Origin of the sequence: Curtobacterium sp. MCSS17_016 (assembly GCF_003234255.2) — a bacterium.
Classification (GTDB): domain Bacteria; phylum Actinomycetota; class Actinomycetes; order Actinomycetales; family Microbacteriaceae; genus Curtobacterium; species Curtobacterium flaccumfaciens.
Genome location: NZ_CP126254.1, coordinates 1,685,125 through 1,703,908 on the forward strand (window position 1 = coordinate 1,685,125; position 18,784 = coordinate 1,703,908).

Annotated in this window: 15 protein-coding genes and 1 tRNA gene; 15 read left to right on the forward strand and 1 reads right to left on the reverse strand. The window is 70.7% G+C overall.

Annotated elements, in window-relative coordinates; translation table 11 throughout:
* Positions 1-94 precede the first annotated feature (94 nt).
* From DEJ19_RS07985 to DEJ19_RS07995, 3 genes are all read left to right on the forward strand, one after another.
* On the forward strand, positions 95-1,480 hold the full coding sequence (locus tag DEJ19_RS07985; protein WP_110864656.1) for a glycine--tRNA ligase: 1,386 nt from the start codon (positions 95-97) through the stop codon (positions 1,478-1,480).
* Between the two features lie 128 nt (positions 1,481-1,608).
* A complete protein-coding gene (locus DEJ19_RS07990) occupies positions 1,609-2,343 on the forward strand; it encodes a DsbA family oxidoreductase (RefSeq protein ID WP_111234354.1) in 735 nt (244 codons plus the stop codon).
* Positions 2,344-2,348: 5 nt separating this feature from the next.
* Entirely contained in the window at positions 2,349-2,603 is a 255-nt protein-coding gene (locus DEJ19_RS07995) for a hypothetical protein (RefSeq protein WP_284176602.1), read from the forward strand.
* A gap of 8 nt (positions 2,604-2,611) precedes the next feature.
* Here the strand turns inward: DEJ19_RS07995 and DEJ19_RS08000 are convergent, their stop codons facing one another.
* On the reverse strand, positions 2,612-3,097 hold the full coding sequence (locus DEJ19_RS08000; protein WP_110864659.1) for an aminoacyl-tRNA deacylase: 486 nt from the start codon (positions 3,095-3,097) through the stop codon (positions 2,612-2,614).
* 47 nt (positions 3,098-3,144) lie between these two features.
* On the opposite strand from DEJ19_RS08000, the gene dusB reads away from it, so the two are divergent.
* The 12 genes from dusB (at position 3,145) to DEJ19_RS08060 (ending at position 18,777) form a co-directional block, all read left to right on the forward strand.
* Entirely contained in the window at positions 3,145-4,311 is a 1,167-nt protein-coding gene (gene dusB, locus DEJ19_RS08005) for a tRNA dihydrouridine synthase DusB (protein ID WP_110860455.1), read from the forward strand.
* A complete protein-coding gene (locus tag DEJ19_RS08010) occupies positions 4,308-5,603 on the forward strand; it encodes a deoxyguanosinetriphosphate triphosphohydrolase (protein WP_110864660.1) in 1,296 nt (431 codons plus the stop codon). The genes dusB and DEJ19_RS08010 overlap by 4 nt, the downstream gene beginning before the upstream one ends.
* A gap of 40 nt (positions 5,604-5,643) precedes the next feature.
* Complete coding sequence (gene dnaG / locus DEJ19_RS08015; RefSeq protein WP_071405357.1) at positions 5,644-7,563, forward strand: DNA primase; 1,920 nt, start codon at positions 5,644-5,646, stop codon at positions 7,561-7,563.
* A 1,109-nt stretch (positions 7,564-8,672) separates the two neighbouring features.
* Positions 8,673-10,289, forward strand: coding sequence for an ABC transporter substrate-binding protein (locus DEJ19_RS08020; protein WP_111233421.1), 1,617 nt, complete (start codon positions 8,673-8,675; stop codon positions 10,287-10,289).
* An 84-nt stretch (positions 10,290-10,373) separates the two neighbouring features.
* On the forward strand, positions 10,374-11,483 hold the full coding sequence (locus DEJ19_RS08025; RefSeq protein ID WP_071405355.1) for an ABC transporter permease: 1,110 nt from the start codon (positions 10,374-10,376) through the stop codon (positions 11,481-11,483).
* A gap of 2 nt (positions 11,484-11,485) precedes the next feature.
* Entirely contained in the window at positions 11,486-12,484 is a 999-nt protein-coding gene (locus tag DEJ19_RS08030) for an ABC transporter permease (protein ID WP_111100540.1), read from the forward strand.
* On the forward strand, positions 12,481-14,178 hold the full coding sequence (locus DEJ19_RS08035) for an ABC transporter ATP-binding protein (RefSeq protein ID WP_111233422.1): 1,698 nt from the start codon (positions 12,481-12,483) through the stop codon (positions 14,176-14,178). The genes DEJ19_RS08030 and DEJ19_RS08035 overlap by 4 nt, the downstream gene beginning before the upstream one ends.
* A 148-nt stretch (positions 14,179-14,326) precedes the next feature.
* Positions 14,327-15,256 (forward strand): ATP-binding cassette domain-containing protein, encoded by a 930-nt coding sequence (locus tag DEJ19_RS08040; protein ID WP_111233423.1) that lies wholly within the window; start codon positions 14,327-14,329, stop codon positions 15,254-15,256.
* Positions 15,253-16,263 (forward strand): D-isomer specific 2-hydroxyacid dehydrogenase family protein, encoded by a 1,011-nt coding sequence (locus tag DEJ19_RS08045; RefSeq protein WP_258377410.1) that lies wholly within the window; start codon positions 15,253-15,255, stop codon positions 16,261-16,263. The genes DEJ19_RS08040 and DEJ19_RS08045 overlap by 4 nt, the downstream gene beginning before the upstream one ends.
* A 115-nt stretch (positions 16,264-16,378) precedes the next feature.
* A tRNA-Asn gene (locus DEJ19_RS08050) sits at positions 16,379-16,451 on the forward strand.
* Positions 16,452-16,537: 86 nt separating this feature from the next.
* Positions 16,538-18,070, forward strand: a complete 1,533-nt coding sequence (locus DEJ19_RS08055) for a hypothetical protein (protein ID WP_111100542.1) — start codon at positions 16,538-16,540, stop codon at positions 18,068-18,070.
* 131 nt (positions 18,071-18,201) lie between these two features.
* Positions 18,202-18,777: a pentapeptide repeat-containing protein gene (locus DEJ19_RS08060; protein ID WP_244993470.1), complete on the forward strand. Its 576-nt coding sequence runs from the start codon at positions 18,202-18,204 to the stop codon at positions 18,775-18,777.
* Positions 18,778-18,784 lie beyond the last annotated feature (7 nt).

An 18,784-nucleotide genomic window follows, 5' to 3' on the forward strand; every position in this document is an offset into this window, starting at 1 on the left:
ACCCGGGGCGGGCCTCCCGGGCCGGGATCGCCGGTAGTCTTGCCCGGACCGTTTCCGCACCGAGCACCCAGCTCGGCGACCTCTGGAGCACCCTTTGGCACAGCCCTCCCGTCTCGACAGCGTCATCGCCCTGGCCAAGCGCCGCGGCTTCGTCTTCCAGTCGGGTGAGATCTACGGAGGCTCCCGCTCCGCATGGGACTACGGGCCCCTCGGTGTGGAGCTCAAGGAGAACATCAAGCGCCAGTGGTGGCAGCGATTCGTCCGCGGCCGCGGGGACATGGTCGGCCTCGACTCCGCGGTGATCCTGCCCCGCAAGGTGTGGGAGGCCTCCGGCCACGTCGCGACCTTCACCGACCCGCTGGTGGAGTGCCTGCACTGCCACCACCGGTTCCGCGAGGACCACCTGATCGAGGCGTTCGTCGCCAAGAAGGGCCGCGACCCCGAAGGCCGCATGGCCGAGATCGCCTGCCCGAACTGCGGCACCCGCGGCGAGTGGACCGAGCCCCGCGAGTTCTCCGGGATGCTCAAGACCTACCTCGGCCCGGTCGAGTCGGAAGAGGGCCTGAACTTCCTGCGCCCCGAGACCGCCCAGGGCATCTTCGTCGACTTCGCGCAGGTCGTCACGACGAGCCGCATGAAGCCTCCGTTCGGCATCGGGCAGGTCGGCAAGGCGTTCCGCAACGAGATCACGCCCGGCAACTTCATCTTCCGCACGCGCGAGTTCGAGCAGATGGAGATCGAGTACTTCGTCCCGCCGGCCTCGGCCCAGGAGCACTACGAGCAGTGGATCGCCGACTCGGTCGCGTTCTACACCGACCTCGGCATCGACCCCGAGAACCTGCGTCGATTCGATGTCCCGGACGGCGAGCGGGCGCACTACTCCGACGCCACCGCCGACATCGAGTACCGCTTCGGCTTCACCGGCTCGGAGTGGGGCGAGCTGATGGGCGTCGCGAACCGCACCGACTTCGACCTGAACAACCACATCGAGGCGTCCGGCCAGGACCTCCGGTTCTTCGACCAGGCCGCCAACGAGAAGTACGTGCCGTACGTCATCGAGCCGTCGTTCGGGCTGACCCGTGCACTCATGGCGTTCCTGCTCGACTCGTACCACGAGGACGAGGCCCCCAACGCGAAGGGCGGCGTCGACAAGCGCACGGTCCTGCGCCTCGACCCGCGCCTGGCCCCGGTGAAGGCCGCCGTCCTGCCGCTGTCGCGCAACGAGCAGCTCTCGCCCGTCGCCCGCGGCCTGGCCGACGACCTGCGCAAGAACTGGAACGTGGACTTCGACGACGCCGGTGCCATCGGACGTCGCTACCGTCGCCACGACGAGATCGGCACGCCGTTCTGCATCACGGTCGACTTCGACACGCTCGAGGACAAGGCCGTCACGGTGCGCGAGCGCGACACCATGGGCCAGGAGCGCGTCTCGCTCGACCAGCTGCAGGGGTACCTGGCGCAGCGGTTGCTCGGCGCCTAGGGGTTTCGGCTCCGCAAGACACCGGTGTTCGTGCGTTGCACACCCGCAATCGGGTGCTCGACCTGCGAACACCGGTGTCTTGCTGCCAGCGACGGGAATGCGTGCCGCACGAGCGCGTTGGGGTCAGCATGAACGACTCCGTGAAGGTCGATGTCTGGTCGGACATCGCCTGCCCCTGGTGCTACATCGGCAAGCGCAAGTTCGAGGCCGGCGTCGCCGCGTTCGGCGCCTCGACCGAGGGCCGTCCCGTCGAGGTCGAGTACCACTCCTTCGAGCTCAGCCCGGACACCCCCGTCGACTTCGAGGGCACCGAGGCCGAGTTCCTCTCCGGCCACAAGGGCATGTCCGTCGACCAGGCGCAGCAGATGCTCGACCAGGTCACGGCCATCGCCGCGGGCGTCGGCCTGGAGTACGACTTCGAGGCGATGCACCACACCAACACCGTGAAGGCCCACCAGGTCATCCACCTCGCCAAGCAGCACGGCAAGCAGCTCGAGATGGTCGAGCGCCTGTTCACCGCCTACTTCGAGCGCGGCGAGCACGTCGGACAGGAGTCCTCGCTCGCCGACCTGGCGGCGGAGATCGGTCTCGACCGCGACGAGGTCCTCAGCACCCTGCGCGACGACGCCCAGCTCGCTGCGGTCCGCGCCGACCAGTCCCAGGCGCAGGCGTACGGGATCAACGGCGTGCCGTTCTTCGTGATCGACGGCAAGTACGGCGTCTCGGGCGCCCAGGACCCCGCGGCGTTCGAGCAGGTGCTCCGCCAGGTGGTCGCGCTCCGCGAGACCACGCCGGAGGAGGTCGCCTCGGCGGCCGAGCGCGCTGCGGACGACGCGAGCGCCGACGTGGCGGTGACCCGATGACGGACATGACCATCAGCGACAAGGGCGCGGTGCGCCTCCAGGCCGTGACGTCGGTACCGTCCGTGCCGGACGCGCTCACGGGGCTGCCGGGCGTCCGCGGCTTCTCCGCCGCTTCCGGCGTTCCCAGCCTGGAGGCCCGTCCCGCGTTGCTGACGCTCGTCACGCCCGGCGGTGCGCCGGTCTGCGAGGGCGACGCCTGCCTGATCGACGCCGGCTCGTTCGCCGGGGCCGAGGGTGACTGGTCCGAGGTGCCGGACTGACGGCTGCGTCAGTCGCGCTGCGGTTCCTCGTCGGTGATGTCGGCGACGGTCGCGCCGTAGGCGGCGACGAGCGCGTCGGCGTCGACGAAGGCGCTCGCCCCGTGCCGGCCCGCACCCAGGGCGACGCGGCGTCCGACGATGCGCTCGTCGGCGTACACCGGCAGGTCGCCCGTGGCGCCGATCGGCGTGATGGTGCCGCGCTCGTAGCCGGACGCCCCGAGCGCGGTGGCGGCGTCGGGCATCGAGAGCTTGTTCACGCCGACGACCGTGCGCAGTTTCTTCCAGGCGATGCTGCGGCCGCCGGGCACCAGGGCGAGCAGGAACCCGCCGTCGTGGCGCTTCACCACCAGGGTCTTGACGATGTCGCCGGGCTCGATGCCGAGCAGTTCGGCGGCCTCGTGCAGGGAGTTCGCGGCCGGCCGCTCGACCACTTCGACCGGCAGGCCGCGGGCCTGGGCGTCGGCGTCGAACCGGGTGCTGGCGTCGGTCGTCATGTGGAGAACGCTACCGGCGCGCACCGACGTGGGAAGATGGAACAGGTATGACGATCACACAAGCACCCGCCTCGCGAGTCGGCGGCCCCCTGCGCATCGGCCCGATCGAGGTCGACGTGCCGGTCGTGCTCGCGCCGATGGCCGGGATCACGAACATGGCCTACCGCCGGCTGTGCCGCGAGTACGGCGCCGGGCTCTACGTGTGCGAGATGATCACCTCGCGTGCGCTGGTCGAACGGACCCCCGTGTCGATGCAGCTCATCCAGCACCACGAGTCCGAGACCCCCCGGTCGATCCAGCTGTACGGCGTCGAGCCGAACACCGTGGCCGAGGCGGCGTCGATCCTGGTGGGCGAGGACCGTGCCGACCACATCGACCTGAACTTCGGGTGCCCGGTGCCCAAGGTCACCCGCAAGGGCGGCGGCGCGGCCCTGCCCTGGAAGCTCGACCTGTTCCGCGAACTCGTCACCAAGACCGTGCGCGCCGCCGGCGACGTCCCCGTCACGGTGAAGATGCGCAAGGGCATCGACGAGGACCATCTGACCTACCTCGACGCCGCCCGCATCGCGCGTGACGCCGGGGTCGCCGCGGTCTCGCTGCACGCCCGCACCGCGAACGAGCACTACTCCGGGCACGCCGACTGGTCGGCGATCGCCACGCTGAAGGAGACCGTCACCGACATCCCGATCCTCGGCAACGGCGACATCTGGTCGGCCGCCGACGCGCTCCGGATGATCGACGAGACCGGCGCCGACGGCGTGGTCGTCGGGCGGGGCTGCCTCGGCCGCCCGTGGTTGTTCGGTGACCTGGCCGCGGCGTTCCGCGGCGAGGGACTGCGGTACATGCCGTCCCTGGGCGAGGTCGCCGACGGGTTCCGCCGGCACGCCGAGCTGCTCGTCGAGTTCTTCGGCGACGAAGAGCACGCCTGCCGCGACATCCGCAAGCACGTTGCCTGGTACTTCAAGGGGTACCCGATCGGCAGCGACGTCCGGGCCGGCCTGGCGATGGCGTCGAGCCTGCAGGAGATCGACGACTTCCTCGGCCAGCTCGACCACGACGCGCCCTACCCGGGTGCCGACGCCGAGGGGCCGCGCGGTCGTGCCGGACACCCGAAGCGCACCGCCCTGCCCGACCGCTGGCTCGAGAGCCGCGACGTCGACTCCGAGTTCCGCAAGGTCCTGGCCGCCGCCGAGCTGCACCACAGCGGCGGATGAGCGCCACCGCCTCGTACGGCCCGGCGGACGCGGAACGCTGGCTCCCCGAGGAGCACGGCAACCGCCGCTCGGACTTCGCCCGTGACCGCGCCCGACTGCTGCACTCCAGTGCGCTCCGGCGTCTGGCCGCCAAGACCCAGGTGCTCAGCCCGACCGCGGGCCTCGACTTCGCCCGCAACCGGCTGACGCACTCGCTCGAGGTCGCGCAGGTCGGCCGCGAACTCGCCGACTCGCTCGGACTCGACCCCGACGTGGTCGACACGGCGTGCCTGGCGCACGACATCGGCCACCCGCCGTTCGGGCACAACGGCGAGACCGCGGTGAACGCCTGGGCAACCGGCATCGGTGGCTTCGAGGGCAACGCGCAGACGCTCCGGCTGCTGACGCGGCTCGAGCCGAAGGTCTACGGCGTCCGGCCCGGCGCCGACGTCGACCGTCCGTTCGGGCTCAACCTGACCCGTGCGTCGTTGGACGCCAGCTGCAAGTACCCGTGGCCCGCTGCGCAGGGGGTGTCGGAGTCGTCGTCCGGGCGCACCAAGTTCGGCTTCTACGACGACGACCACGACGCCTTCGAGTGGCTCCGTGCCGGCGCCCCGCGTCGCCAGCGGTGCATCGAGGCGCAGGTGATGGACCTCGCCGACGACATCGCGTACTCGGTGCACGACTTCGAGGACGCCGTCGTCGCCGGGTTCATCGACGTCGCGGCCCTGGGTGACCGCGTCGGTGAGAACGACATCGTGACCGCCATGCACGCCTGGGTCGGCGACGACCTGAGCCGCGACGAGCTGCTCGAGGCGTTCGACCGCCTGCGTGCGCTGCCGCTCTGGATGACCGCGTACGACGGCTCCCGCCGGGACGCCGCACGCCTCAAGAACCTGACGTCGCAGCTGATCGGACGCTTCGCGCGCACCGCCACGACGGCCACCCGCGAGTCCTACGCCTCGGGATCGCTCGTGCGGTTCGCCGCGTCGGTCGTCACCCCGCCCGAGATCATCGGCGAGATCGCGGTGCTCAAGGGCATCGTCGCGGCCTTCGTGATGACCCAGGGCGACCGTCAGCCCGTGTACGAGGACCAGCGTCGCGTGCTCACCGAACTGCTCGACGCGCTGGCGGCGACCGGTGCGTCCGACCTCGAGCCGGGCTTCGCCGCCGACTGGCACGCCGCGGACGACGACGCCGGCCGACTGCGCGCCGTCGTCGACCAGGTCGCGAGCCTGACCGACCAGGGTGCACTCGCGTGGCACCGACGTCTGGTGGTGGGTGACCGTGACCCGGTCCACATCGCCGTCTGACCGGTCCGCCGACGTCGGTCCCACGAACTAGGATCGAGGGGTGGCTGGCAGGATCGCGCGGAACGACATCGACGAGGTCCGCTCGCGTGTCAACATCGCCGACGTCGTGGGCGACTACGTCACGCTGAAGCACGCGGGCGTCGGGTCGATGAAGGGCCTGTGCCCGTTCCACGACGAGCGTTCCCCGTCGTTCCACGTCCGGCCCCAGGTCGGCCGCTACCACTGCTTCGGCTGCGGCGAGGACGGCGACGTCTTCAGCTTCATCATGGCGCAGGACCACACCACCTTCGCCGAGGCCGTCGAGCGCATGGCCGCGAAGATCGGCTTCACCCTGCACTACGAAGAGGGCGACGGGCCGCGCACCGACTACAACACCCGTGCCCGGCTGATCGCCGCGAACGAAGCCGCACTCGAGTACTTCACGGGGCAGCTCACCACGGCCGCCGCCGACCCCGCCCGCCGGTTCCTGGGGGAGCGCGGGTTCGACCCCTCGGCCGCCCAGCACTTCGGCGTCGGGTTCGCGCCGAAGTCCTACGACATGCTCAAGGACCACCTGCGCGGGCGCGGCTTCACGATGGAAGAGCTCGTGTCCGCCGGCCTCGTCAGCCAGGGTGACCGCTCGCCGTACGACCGGTTCCGCGGGCGCCTGATGTGGCCGATCCGCGACGTCACCGGGGCCACCATCGGCTTCGGGGCGCGCCGCCTGCTCGAGGACGACAAGGGTCCCAAGTACCTCAACACGCCCGAGACCCCGATCTACCACAAGAGCCAGGTGCTCTACGGGCTCGACCTGGCCCGCCGCGACATCTCGAAGCAGAAGCAGGTCGTCATCGTCGAGGGCTACACCGACGTGATGGCGTGTCACGTCGCGGGCGTCACGACCGCGGTCGCCACCTGCGGCACGTCGTTCGGCGTCGACCACATCAAGGTGCTGCGCCCGATGCTCGGTGACCTGGCCGGCGCCGACCCGAACGCCAACGGCGAGGTCGTCTTCACGTTCGACCCCGACGAGGCCGGGCAGCGCGCAGCCTCGCGTGCCTTCGCGGAAGAACAGCGGTTCGCGGCGCAGACCTACGTCGCCGTGGCACCCGGCGGGCTCGACCCGTGCGACCTCCGGCTCGCCCGCGGTGACGACGCCATCCGCCGCCTGGTCACGAACAAGCGCCCGATGTTCGAGTTCATGATCCGCCGCACGCTCGACGGCCACGACCTCGAGACCGTCGAGGGGCGCGTCGGTGCCCTGCGTGCGGCCGCGCCCGTGCTCGCCGGCATCCGCGACCGCTCGCTGACACAGGGCTACGTCCGCGAACTCGCCGGCTGGCTCGGCATGGAGATCCCCGAGGTCCGTCGGTCGGTCGAGACCGCCCGACGCCGTGCGGGCTCCGCCGGGCAGGACGACCGGTCCGCAGGCGCCGGGCGCGACGGCCGCAACGGGAACGGCACCGACGGGGCCGACACCCCCGACGAGCCCGTCGCCGGCATCCGCTCGCTGCCGAACGACCCGATCAGCCGCATGGAGCGCGACGCCGTGATGGCGATGGTGCAGCAGCCCACGTCCGTCGGCGCACCGATGCTCGGGCTCGCCGCGTCGGCCACGTTCTCGACGCCGATGCTCGCCGCGGTGCGGGACGCCGTGGTCGCCAACGTCGACGTCATCGGCGCGGGGGACTGGCTCGACCGGCTGCTCGCCGACGTGCCGGCGCCCCTCCGCACCCTGACGCACGAACTCGCCCTCGCACCCATCCCCGCGCGCAACGCGGAGGACCTGGCGGCCTACTGCCGGAGCATCGTCGTGGCCCTGGTCGAGCGCGACCTGCTCGCCCGCAAGGCCTCGTTGCTCGGGCAGCTGCAGCGCGCCGACCCGCACGAGCAGGCCGAGCGTCGCGCCGAGATCCAGCGGCAGCTCGTCGACATCGACGGGCAGCGGATGCGGTTGCGCGCCGACGCCGAGGCGTCCTAGGGCCCTTCGCGCGGCTGGTGCCGGGCGTGCGCGAGGTCGCACGACGCGCCGCATGCGTGTCGCCGAGGTCGCGCGAACTGTCGCCCGGCGGGGCTGCGAGCGGCAGTTCGTGCGACCTCGGCGCTCCGTGAGTGGTCAGGACGTGCCATCTGTCTCGCCTCGAGTGGTCGCAGATCGTCGGTTGGCCGGGGTCCGGCCGCCGGGACGTGACCGCTCGGGGTGGGGCGGGCGGGGAGTCGTGACCAGTCGGCGGGGGCGATGGGCGCAGCGGACGCGGGGCGGGCCTCCCGGCCGAGGGGGCGAGGTCGCACGACGCGCCGGGTGCGTGTCGCCGAGGTCGCACGAACTGTCGTGCGGCAGGCCCGGGAGCGGTGGTTCGTGCGACCTCGGCGGTCCGTGAGTGGTCAGGACGTGCTGTCTGTCGGGCCTCGAGTGGTCGCAGATCGTCGGTTGGCCGGGGTTCGGCCGACGGGACGTGACCGCGCGGGGCAGGGCGGGCGGTGAGTCGTGACCGGTCGGCGGGGCGTGGGACGCGGCTGACGCGGGGCGGGCCTCCTGGCCCTGCGTACGAGGTCGCACGACGCGCCGCGTGCGTTTCGCCGAGGTCGCACGAACTGTCGTGCGGCGGGGCTGCGAGCGGCAGTTGGTGCGACTTCGGGAGTCCGTGGGTGGTCAGGACGTTCCGTCTGTCGGGCCTCGAGTGGTCGCGGATCGTCGGTTGGCCGGGGTCCGGCCGACGGGACGTGACCGCTCGGGGTGGGGCGGGCGGTGAGTCGTGACCAATCGGCGGGGGCGAGGGGGCGCGGCGGACGCGGGGTGGGCCTCCCGGCCGGGCGGGCGAGATCGCACGAACCGTCGCTCGACAGGCGCTCTCGACCGCCGGACCGCCCCGGTTGCACCACGCAACTTTCGTGCGTGACGCGCCGCTCGACTCCGGCGGAATCATGCATCACGCGGCGGGCCCGTGCATTACAGCGGTGTAAACAAATCGCCCCCGGTTCGTTCTGTTCCGTGACAGGGTGATACCAATGAGCGTTCCTGGCCGGGCACACAGACGTTCCACCCTCCGGCTCAGGACTCTTGCAATCATGACCAGAGAGGCAGCGGACATGGCATCCGTGACCAAGTGGGGCAAGCGCGGCATCGCGCTCGGCGCCGGTGCAGCAGCGACGGCGCTGGTGCTGACCGGCTGCGCGAGCAGCAGCGTGAGTGACACCGAACTGAACGGCCTGAGCATCGGGACGACGGACAAGATCACGTCCCTCGACCCGGCCGGTTCCTACGACAACGGCTCCTTCGCCGTGCAGAACCAGGTGTTCCCGTTCCTGATGAACACGCCCGTGGGGAGCCCGGACGTCGAGCCGGACATCGCCACGAAGGCGGAGTTCACGAACCCGACCACCTACGAGGTCACCCTCAAGGACGGGCTCGAGTTCGCGAACGGCAACAAGCTCACGTCGAGCGACGTGAAGTTCTCGTTCGACCGCGAGCTGAAGATCAACAACGAGAACGGCCCGCAGTCGCTGCTGGCCAACCTCAAGAGCATCGACACCCCGGACGACACCACCGTGGTGTTCAACCTCGACCACGCCGACCAGACCTGGCCGCAGGTGCTCTCGAGCCCCGCGGGTCCGATCGTCGACGAGGACGTCTTCAGCGCGACGAAGCTCACCAGTGCCGACGACATCGTCAAGGGCAAGGCCTTCGCCGGGCAGTACCAGATCAGCTCCTACAAGGAGAACGACACGATCCAGTACAAGACGAACCCGAAGTACGACGGCCTCCTCGGCAAGGCGAAGACCGACGAGGTCACCGCCAGCTACTACACCAAGGAGACCGACCTCAAGCTCGCCGTGCAGAAGGGCGACGTCGACGTGGCGTACCGCTCCCTGACGCCGACCGACATCTCGGACCTGCGCAAGGACGACTCCCTCAATGTCACCGACGGCCCCGGCGGCGAGATCCGCTACGTGGTCTTCAACTTCAAGACCCAGCCGTTCGGCACCGGGCAGGACGACGCCGACGAGGCGAAGGCCCTGGCCGTGCGCCAGGCAGCTGCCGACGTGGTCGACCGTGCCCAGCTCGCGAAGGAGGTCTACAACGACACCTTCACCCCGCTGTACTCGATGGTCCCGGACGGCCTGACCGGCGCGGTCCAGCCGTTCAAGGAGATGTACGGCGACGGCGACGGCGGCGCGGACGTGTCCAAGGCGAAGAAGACGCTGTCGGACGCCGGCGTCAAGGGCAAGGTGCAGCTCGACATCCAGTACGCGCCCGACCACTACGGTTCGGCCTCGGACGACGAGTACGCGCTGCTCAAGCAGCAGCTCGAGGACTCCGGTCTGTTCACCGTCAACATCCAGTCGACGGTCTACACGACCTACGCCCAGGAGCGCACCAAGGACGCCTACCCCGTGTACCAGCTCGGCTGGTTCCCGGACTTCTCCGACGCCGACAACTACCTGTCGCCGTTCTTCACCAAGGAGAACTTCGTCCAGAACCACTACGACGACCCGGAGATCCAGGACCTCATCGCGAAGGAGCAGGCCGAGTCCGACCCGGACAAGCGTGCTGACCTGATCGAGCAGGCCCAGGAGCGCGAGGCCACCCAGATCTCGACGCTGCCGCTGCTGCAGGGCAAGTCCGTCGCGGTCGCCGGCAAGGACGTCAAGGGCCTGACCCTCGACGCCTCGTTCAAGTTCCGGTACGCCACCCTGAGCAAGTAGCACCAAGCCCCACGTGCAGGCCGCGGGCGTTCCCACGAGGAGCGCCCGCGTGCCTGTGCAACGGCGACGAAAGGCACACACCCCGTGACCCTCAGCACTCCCGAGGCGACGCAGGACGTGAACGGCACCGATCCCACCAAGCCACAGGCACAACGCAGTGCCAAGAACAGTGGCGGCGGACTCGGCCGGTACATCCTCGTCAGGTTCCTCCTCATCATCCCGACCGTCTTCATCCTGGTGACGCTCGTGTTCTTCCTGATGCGCGTCATCGGGAACCCGATCACCGCGTCGGTCGGCGGTCGACTCACGCCGAGCCAGCTGCAGGAACGCCTGCACGCCGCCGGGTACGACCGGCCGGTGCTCGTGCAGTACTTCGAGTACCTCGGCAACATCCTGCGCGGTGACTTCGGCACCTCGTCGACGGACAACCGTCCGATCACCGACATCATCGTCACGTACGGCGGTGCGACCGCGGAGCTCGTGTTCTACGCGCTCGTCGTCGCGCTGGTGCTCGGCATCCCGCTCGGCATGCTCGCCGCGTACACGCGTGACAAGTGGCCGGACGTGCTGCTCCGCGCGCTGGCGATCCTGACGTACGCCACGCCGGTGTTCTTCGGTGGTCTGCTGCTCAAGCTCGTCTTCTCGGTGTGGCTCGGCTGGCTGCCCCTCGGCGACCGGGCCTCGACCCGGGTGTCGCTCATCCTCGACGGCATCCCTGGCGCGAGCGGCATATACATCATCGACGCGCTCCGCACCGGCAACGCCCAGGTCATCGGCGACGTGCTCCAGCACGCCGTCCTGCCAGCGCTGACGCTCGGCCTGCTCACCGCCGGCATCTTCCTGCGCCTGGTGCGCGCGAACATGATCGGCTCACTCGGCTCCGAGTACGTCGACGCCGCCCGGTCCCGCGGTGTGCGCGAGTCACGGTTGGTGCGCACCCACGCGTTCCGTCCGGCCCTCGTGCCGATCATCACCGTGATGGGGCTGCAGATCGCGATGCTCCTGGGCGGCTCGGTGCTCACCGAGACGACCTTCGGGTGGCGCGGTCTGGGCTTCGAGCTCAACCAGTACCTGTCGGCCCGTGACTTCGTCGCGGTGCAGGGCATCGTCGCGATGCTGGCGGTGATCGTCGCGGTGACCAACTTCATCGTCGACGTCGTCGCCGCCCTGATCGACCCGAGAGTGAGGTTCTGACGATGGTCGACACCACCCTCGTCGACCGCCACGAGCCGCTCTGGAAGCGGCTCCCCGTGGTGGTCCAGCTCCGTCGGAGCACCGGCTGGCAGCGCGCCATGCTCATCGTCGGCGTGGTCATCTGCGCCCTCTACCTGCTCGTCGCGGTGTTCGCCCCGCTCCTCGCCCCGTACGGCTTCGGCCAGCTGCAGGGCGCGGACGGGCAGAGCTTCCCGCGTACCGGCGCACCGAGTGCCGAACACATCTGGGGCACCACGGTCGGCGGCTTCGACGTGTTCAGCCGCGTGCTCTACGGTGCCCGCACGGCCGTGCTCGTCGTCATCGTCGCCGTGATCGTCTCGATCATCGTCGGCGTCCTGCTCGGCATGGTCTCCGGGTACCTGGGCGGCTGGCTCGACCGCGTGCTGGTGGTCGTGGCCGACGCCATCTACGCGTTCCCGTCGCTGCTGCTCGCGATCATCGTGTCCATCGTCATCTCCGGCGGCAACTCGAGCTACTCGGGCGGCATCATCGCGGCGGCGATCTCGATCACCGTCGTCTACGTGCCGCAGTACTTCCGCGTGGTGCGTGCCGAGGCCGTCCGGCTGAAGAACGACGCGTTCGTCGAGTCGGCGCGCGTGATGGGCACGAACCCGTGGCGCATCATGACGCGGCACGTCCTGCGGAACTCGACCCGTTCGCTGCCGCTCATCCTGACGCTCAACGCGAGCGACGCGATCCTGACCCTGGCCGGCCTCGGCTTCCTCGGGTTCGGCATCGGCCCGACGTCCGGAGCCGAGTGGGGCTACGACCTGAGCCGTGCACTCTCGGACGTCGCGAGCGGCGTCTGGTGGACCGGTGTCTACCCGGGTGTCGCGATCGTGGTGCTCGTGCTCGGTGTGACCTTCATCGGCGAGAGCCTGAACGACATCTCCGATCCCCGCCTGCGTGCACGCCGCCGGCTGAAGCAGCTGGTGTCCACGCGCAACGCCGGGAACGACACGGAAGGGACGGGCGCATGACCCCGACCACCCGCCTGCAACCGGGCGACACCACCACCGAGCCGGTCGTCGTCGTCGACGACCTGACCGTCACCTTCGCGACCGACGGCGGCGCCGTCGACGCGGTCAAGGGCGTCAGCCTCGACGTCCGCCCCGGCGAGGTCCTCGCCCTGGTCGGCGAGTCCGGCTCCGGCAAGTCCGTCACGGCCCGCAGCATGCTGCGGCTCATGCCGGAGACGGCGACACTCGGCGGCGCGGTGCTGCTCGACGGCACCGACGTCGTGTCGGTCGGCTCGCAGAAGCTCCGCGAGCTCCGCGGGACGGCCGGTGCGATGGTGTTCCAGGAGCCGTCGACCGCCCTCAACCCGGTCTTCACCGTCGGGTGGCAGATCGCCGAGGGGCTCCGTGCCCACGGCGGCGTGTCCAAGAAGGAAGCACGGGCGAAGGCCATCGACTACCTCGGCCGCGTCGGCATCCCCGACCCCGAGACCCGCGTCGACCACTACCCGCACCAGTTCTCCGGTGGGCAGAAGCAGCGCGTGGTCATCGCGAGCGCACTGGCCCTCGAGCCGAGCGTCATCATCGCGGACGAACCGACAACGGCACTCGACGTCACGGTGCAGGCCGAGATCCTCGACCTGCTGCGCCGCTGCCGCGACGAGTTCGGCACCGCGATCGTCGTCATCACGCACAACATGGGCGTGGTCGCCGACCTGGCCGACCGCGTCGCCGTGATGTACCAGGGCGAGATCGTCGAAGAGGCCACGGCGACGGCACTGTTCGCGACGCCGCAGGCCGACTACACCAAGCGGCTGCTCGCGGCGGTGCCCCGGCTCGAGGCGTCCACCGGGGTGGCCCGGCGCGCCGCGATCTCCGAGGACGTCACCCCGCTGGTGGAGGCGAAGGGGCTCGAGATCGAGTACCCCGGGCGGCTCGGTTCGCCGGCGTTCAAGGCGGTCAAGGGCGTCGACCTGGCGATCCGTCCGGGCGAGGTCCTCGGCCTGGTGGGGGAGTCCGGCTCGGGCAAGACCACCATCGGCCGGGCCATGGCGGGGCTGACGAAGGTCACCGGCGGCTCGCTCAAGGTCCTCGGCGCCGAGATGCTCGGGTACCGCGAACGCGACTTCAAGCACCTGCGCAAGGACATCGGGTTCGTGTTCCAGGACCCGGCGACCTCGTTCAACCCGCTGCTGACGATCGCCGAGTGCGTCGCCGAGCCGCTGGTCGTGCACAAGGAGGTCTCGAGCCCCCGTGCCGCGCGCAAGCGGGTGGACGAGCTGCTCGAGGCCGTGCAGCTGCCGGCCGCGTACGGCGACCGCTACCCGCACGAGCTCTCCGGTGGGCAGCGCCAGCGCGCGTCGCTCGCCCGGTCGCTCGCGCTCCGGCCGAAGCTGCTGATCGCCGACGAGCCGACGAGTGCGCTCGACGTGTCCGTGCAGGCGCGCGTGCTCGAGCTCTTCCTCGAGCTCCAGCAGGACCTCGGCTTCGCCTCGCTGTTCATCAGCCACGACCTCGCGGTCGTCGGCGCGCTCTCCGACCGGATCGCGGTGCTCTACCGCGGTGACCTGGTCGAGACGGGCACGACGGCGCAGGTCCTCGGCGCGCCGCAGCACCCCTACACGCAGCGGCTCCTCGCGTCGCTGCCGGTGCCGGACCCAGCGGAGCAGGCGGAGCGACGGCGTACGCTGGAGCGACTGGAGCACGCCGGGTCCTGACCCGACGTGACCCACCCTGGAGGCCCGGCCAGCGTCGTCGACGCACGCCGGGCCTCCAGGGTGGTCGGCTCCACTGCTGTACGCACGACGGACCTGCCAGGGCGGCCCGTCGCGAACCGCCGCCAGGGGGCGGCGTGGAAGGGGACCCATGATCGCGGTCAACGGACCGGCGGTCGTCGCGGACGACGTGTCGATCGAGTACCGGGGCGGACGCGGGGGCGAGTCCATCCGGGCCGTCGACGGCGTGAGCCTGACGGTCCGGCAGGGGGAGATCCTCGCCCTGCTCGGTGAGTCGGGCTCGGGCAAGTCGACCTTCGCCGCCGCCATCGCCGGCCAGCTCGGATCCCACGGCGAGGGCGAGGGGGCCCTCCGTCGGCACATCGTCGGCGGCGAGCTGACCGTGCTCGGCCAGAAGACCCGGGGCCTCCGCCCTTCGTCGCGCAAGCTCGAACGGCTGAGCGGCCGGATCGGGTATCTGCCGCAGGACGGCGCCGACCGGCTCAGCCCGGACCTGACCGTCGGCGAGGCCGTCGCCGAACCGATCTACGCCCGCGACCGCCGGTTCGACCGGCGCGAGGCCGGGCTCATCGTGGCCCGGCTGCTCGACGCGGTGCACCTACCGCTCGGGGCGATGCGCCTGAACACGTGGGAGCTCTCGAGCGGGCAGCGCCAGCGTGTCGCCCTGGCGAAGGCGCTCGTGCTCGAGCCCCAGCTCCTGGTCGCGGACGAACCAGCGCGTGGCGTCGACGTACTCGTGCGGCAGTCCGTGCTCGAGGCCCTGGCGACCCTGCAGCGCGGCCGGCAGTTCTCGGCCGTCGTCGTGTCCAGCGACCTGCGCGAGGCCCGCGCCCTCGCCGACCGCGTCGCCGTGATGGCCGACGCCCGGCTCGTCGGGCTCGGCACCTTCGACGAGGTCCTCGACAACCCGGTCGACCCCTACGTGAAGACCCTCGCCTCGACCGCGGCCCGCGGCGTGAAGCGTCGTCCGTCGCCGACGACGGCCCGCCGTTCGTCCGCGCCGCGCCGTCCGCTCGCCGCCGGCACCGGCCCGCGCACCGACCGTCAGGAGAACGCGTGAGCACCACTTCCCAGGGCCCCCGCGGCCACCGCGCCGTCGTCCCCACGTCGGGTGCACCGCTGCCGATCGACGCCCCGCAGCCCGGGCCGGTGGCAGTGCTGCCGGAACCGACGGACCTGCACGTGGACGCCGTGACCGAGGCCGGCGGCACCGTCGCCCCGCTCGACGCCGACACCCGCGGCGTCGTCTGGCTCGACCCTCGCGACCCGGCCGGCCTCGCCGACGCGCTGTCGTCGGCACCGGGGGTGGGCTGGGTGCAGCTGCCGTTCGCCGGCGTCGACGCCTTCGCGCACCTGATCCAGGAGCACGGCGACCGCGTGCTGTTCACCTCGGCCAAGGGTGCCTACGCGGAGCCGGTCGCCGAGCACGCGCTCGCGTTGACCCTCGGCACGCTCCGGGTCCTGCAGAAGCGCGCTCGAGCATCGTCGTGGGCCACCGAGCCCGAGGGTGTCTCGCTGTACGGGCGGAACGTCGTCGTGATCGGTGCGGGCGGGATCGCCCTCGAGTACCTCCGGCTGCTCGCGCCGTTCGACGTCGACGTCACGGTCGTGCGCCGCTCGCCCGAGCCCGTGCCGGGAGCCGCGCGGACCGTCACCACCGACGAGCTCGACCGGGTCCTGCCCGACGCCGACGTCGTGATGATCGCGGCGGCGATGACCTCGGGCACCGCGAAGCTCTTCGGTGAGCAGCAGTTCCGCATAATGAAGCCGTCCGCCCGGCTCGTGAACATCGCCCGCGGCGGCCTCGTGGACACCGATGCACTGGTCGCCGCCCTGCGCGCGGGGGAGATCGCCGCGGTCGGCCTCGACGTCACCGACCCCGAGCCGCTGCCCGACGGGCACCCGCTCTGGTCGGAGCCCGGCGCGGTCATCACCCCGCACCAGGCGGACACCCCGGAGATGGTCGCACCGCTGCTCGCCGAGCGCGTCCGGCTCAACGCCGCGGCGTTCCTCGGGGGCGACGGCGAGGGCTTCGTCGGCGTCGTCGACCCGGTCGCCGGCTACTGACACGGGGGCCTCGAAGCGCGGCGCGCCCGGGCGGCGTGTCCGATGCGGTGGAGGGCCTCAGCGTCCTGCTATGCTGTTACCCGTTGTTCGCACGTCATTCGCCAGCGGACAGTGATCCTCGATAGCTCAATTGGCAGAGCAGCCGGCTGTTAACCGGCAGGTTGTTGGTTCGAGTCCAACTCGGGGAGCGACAGGTCCTCATCCCTTCGGGGTGGGGATCTTTTGCGTTGCTGTCGTCGTGCGCGTTCGGTGCTCCCTGTACGATCGTTCCGTCATGACGAACACTCGGGAGTCCCGCCGCGGACGTTCGGAGCGAACGGAGCGGCGGTCCGTCGTGCAGGCGGTGGACGTCGCACTGTCGTCACGAGCGTCGTTCGTGGTGGTGCTGACGGTCTTCGTCGTCATGGGGTTCGCCTTCGCCGGGTGGTTCCACGTCCACGTGGCCGCGGCCCCGGACGAGCGAGGGCACGTCTGGAACATCCTGCTCTACGCCGAGCGCCCCGTGCTCGCGGGCCCCTACCTGCAGCAGGTCGACCCGTCGCAGCTCTGGATGGGCGAGCTCGTCCGGTCGCCGCTGTACCTGTACCACTACCTGATGTCGTTCCCCGCGCGCGGAGCACTCGCGATCGGGCTCGACTACGAGCAAGTCGTCTTCGTTCTCCGTGCCGTGGACGTGCTGTGGGCAGCTTCGGGGCTCATCGCGCTCCGGTCGCTGTTCCAGCACGCTCGCGTCCCCGCGTCGATCGGGCTGCTCGCGATCGTGGCGACGGCGTTCACGGGGCGGTTCACCTGGCAGGCCGCGTCGGTGAGCTACGACGCCCCGGCCATGGCAGCGCTCTTCGTGTTCGCCGCCGTCGCGGTCCGTTTCGTCCGCGGTGGGGGACTGCGCACGCTGGCCTGGATGGCCGTCGCAGCGCTGTTCGCCCTCCTGATGAAGTACTCGCAGGCGCCGTTCGTGCTCGCGGGAGGGTTCTTCGCCATCCTGCTGCGGTACCGCGCCGCCGGCTGGTCGTGGTTGCGGCACCCGGTGCAGCGAACCGTCGGGGGACTCCGCGCGCGACCCGGACAGTCGATCGTGCTCCTCGTGATCGGCGGTGTGCTGACCGCTCTCGCGATCGAGCGCTTCGGCCTGAACCTGTTGCAGTTCCACGCGGTGAACCCCGCCTGTACTGCCCTGCACAGTCGTGCCGATTGCATGGACTACGCGATCTTCCGCCGGAACTACGCCGCTTCCCGCGCCCACGACCTGGCCGAGGTGAACGGAACGCTGCCGGCGTTCGCGCCGCTGTCCTTCCTGCGGTCATGGGTGACGATCTACTTCCAGTCACTGTTCTTCTTCTGGGGCGCCTCGTTCCCGTGGCGTCCGAACCCGTCGGTCGTCGTGTTCGGAGCCTCGAGCGCCGTCGTCGGCATCGGGATCGCGCTGACGCAGGCCCGACGGATCCTGCACGATGCGGCGCTCACCTGGTGCGCCGCGGTCGCGGCGACCTACACGTTCGCCGTCCTCTGCTTCAACGCCGCCACGATGGTCAACTTGGGGGAGTCGTACGCGTTCTCCGGTCGCTACCTGTTGCCAGCGATGCCGTTGGCCGTGGTCGTCGTCCTGGTCGGTGTCCGGACGTGGCTCCGACGTCTCCGACCGCGAACGCGTGCCGTCGCGACGGCCGTGGTCGGCGTGGTGCTCGCCGCGCTCTTCGTGTTGTACAACCCGCTGAGCGCGTTCTTCCCCTACGCACACTCCGCCGCGTGGTACTCCGATTGGGGGCTCGACGTCCTGCCGAGATGGCTGACCGGGGTCGAGTCGTGAGCGCGTCCCGTCGCGCCCGTGGGGTGAGCGTCGGAGTCGCCTCAGCTGCCTTCGTCGTGGTGATCGGTGTCGCAGCCTTCCTCAGGCCGGGCGACGACGGGGGTACGAGTCACGATGTCGACGGTTGTGCGGTGGTGTCCGAGCCGGGGCCGGCCACGGCGACGGCGTGCCCCGGAGCCGACCTGTCATCGGTCGATCTCTCGACGGCCGACCTCCGGCTCGCAGACCTGCGTGGTGCTGACCTCCGTGACGCAGACCTCTCCGAGACCGTGTTCTTCGGAGCCGACCTGCGCTCGACCGACCTGCGCGGCGCGGACCTCCGGGAGGCTGATCTGCACGCCGCCGATCTGCGCGGTGCTGATCTGCGCGGAGCCCGGCTCGCGGACGCTGATCTCTCCTCCGCCCGGATCGACGGTGCAGACGTCTCCGGTGCCGACCTGTCGGGCGCTCGGATCGAGCAGATGAGCGTCCGGGGCACAGCACTGGAACCCGGAGCGCTCTCGGTCCGGAGCACCGACGGCACAGCAGTCCGCGTCGTGCTCCGACTGGAACTGCCACTCGGACTGACTTCTCCGAACTGCAGTGACCGTGTGGTCACCGCGCCGGTCGGCACGACGACCGTCCGGTGCCAGATCCGCACGGACGCACGACACGGCGGTCGTCTCGAGGCGCCGGTGGACGTCGTCGTCGCCGGACAGGACAGCTGAACCTCGA

Coding starts and splice junctions, on each gene's coding strand:
- DEJ19_RS07990 (WP_111234354.1), top strand. CDS start 1,609: ATGAACGACTCCGTGAAGGTCGATGTCTGGTCGGACATCGCCTGCCCC.
- DEJ19_RS08035 (WP_111233422.1), top strand. CDS start 12,481: ATGACCCCGACCACCCGCCTGCAACCGGGCGACACCACCACCGAGCCG.
- DEJ19_RS08055 (WP_111100542.1), top strand. CDS start 16,538: ATGACGAACACTCGGGAGTCCCGCCGCGGACGTTCGGAGCGAACGGAG.
- DEJ19_RS07995 (WP_284176602.1), top strand. CDS start 2,349: ATGACCATCAGCGACAAGGGCGCGGTGCGCCTCCAGGCCGTGACGTCG.
- DEJ19_RS08040 (WP_111233423.1), top strand. CDS start 14,327: ATGATCGCGGTCAACGGACCGGCGGTCGTCGCGGACGACGTGTCGATC.
- DEJ19_RS08020 (WP_111233421.1), top strand. CDS start 8,673: ATGGCATCCGTGACCAAGTGGGGCAAGCGCGGCATCGCGCTCGGCGCC.
- DEJ19_RS08010 (WP_110864660.1), top strand. CDS start 4,308: ATGAGCGCCACCGCCTCGTACGGCCCGGCGGACGCGGAACGCTGGCTC.
- dusB (WP_110860455.1), top strand. CDS start 3,145: ATGACGATCACACAAGCACCCGCCTCGCGAGTCGGCGGCCCCCTGCGC.
- DEJ19_RS08000 (WP_110864659.1), bottom strand. CDS start 3,097: ATGACGACCGACGCCAGCACCCGGTTCGACGCCGACGCCCAGGCCCGC.
- DEJ19_RS08030 (WP_111100540.1), top strand. CDS start 11,486: ATGGTCGACACCACCCTCGTCGACCGCCACGAGCCGCTCTGGAAGCGG.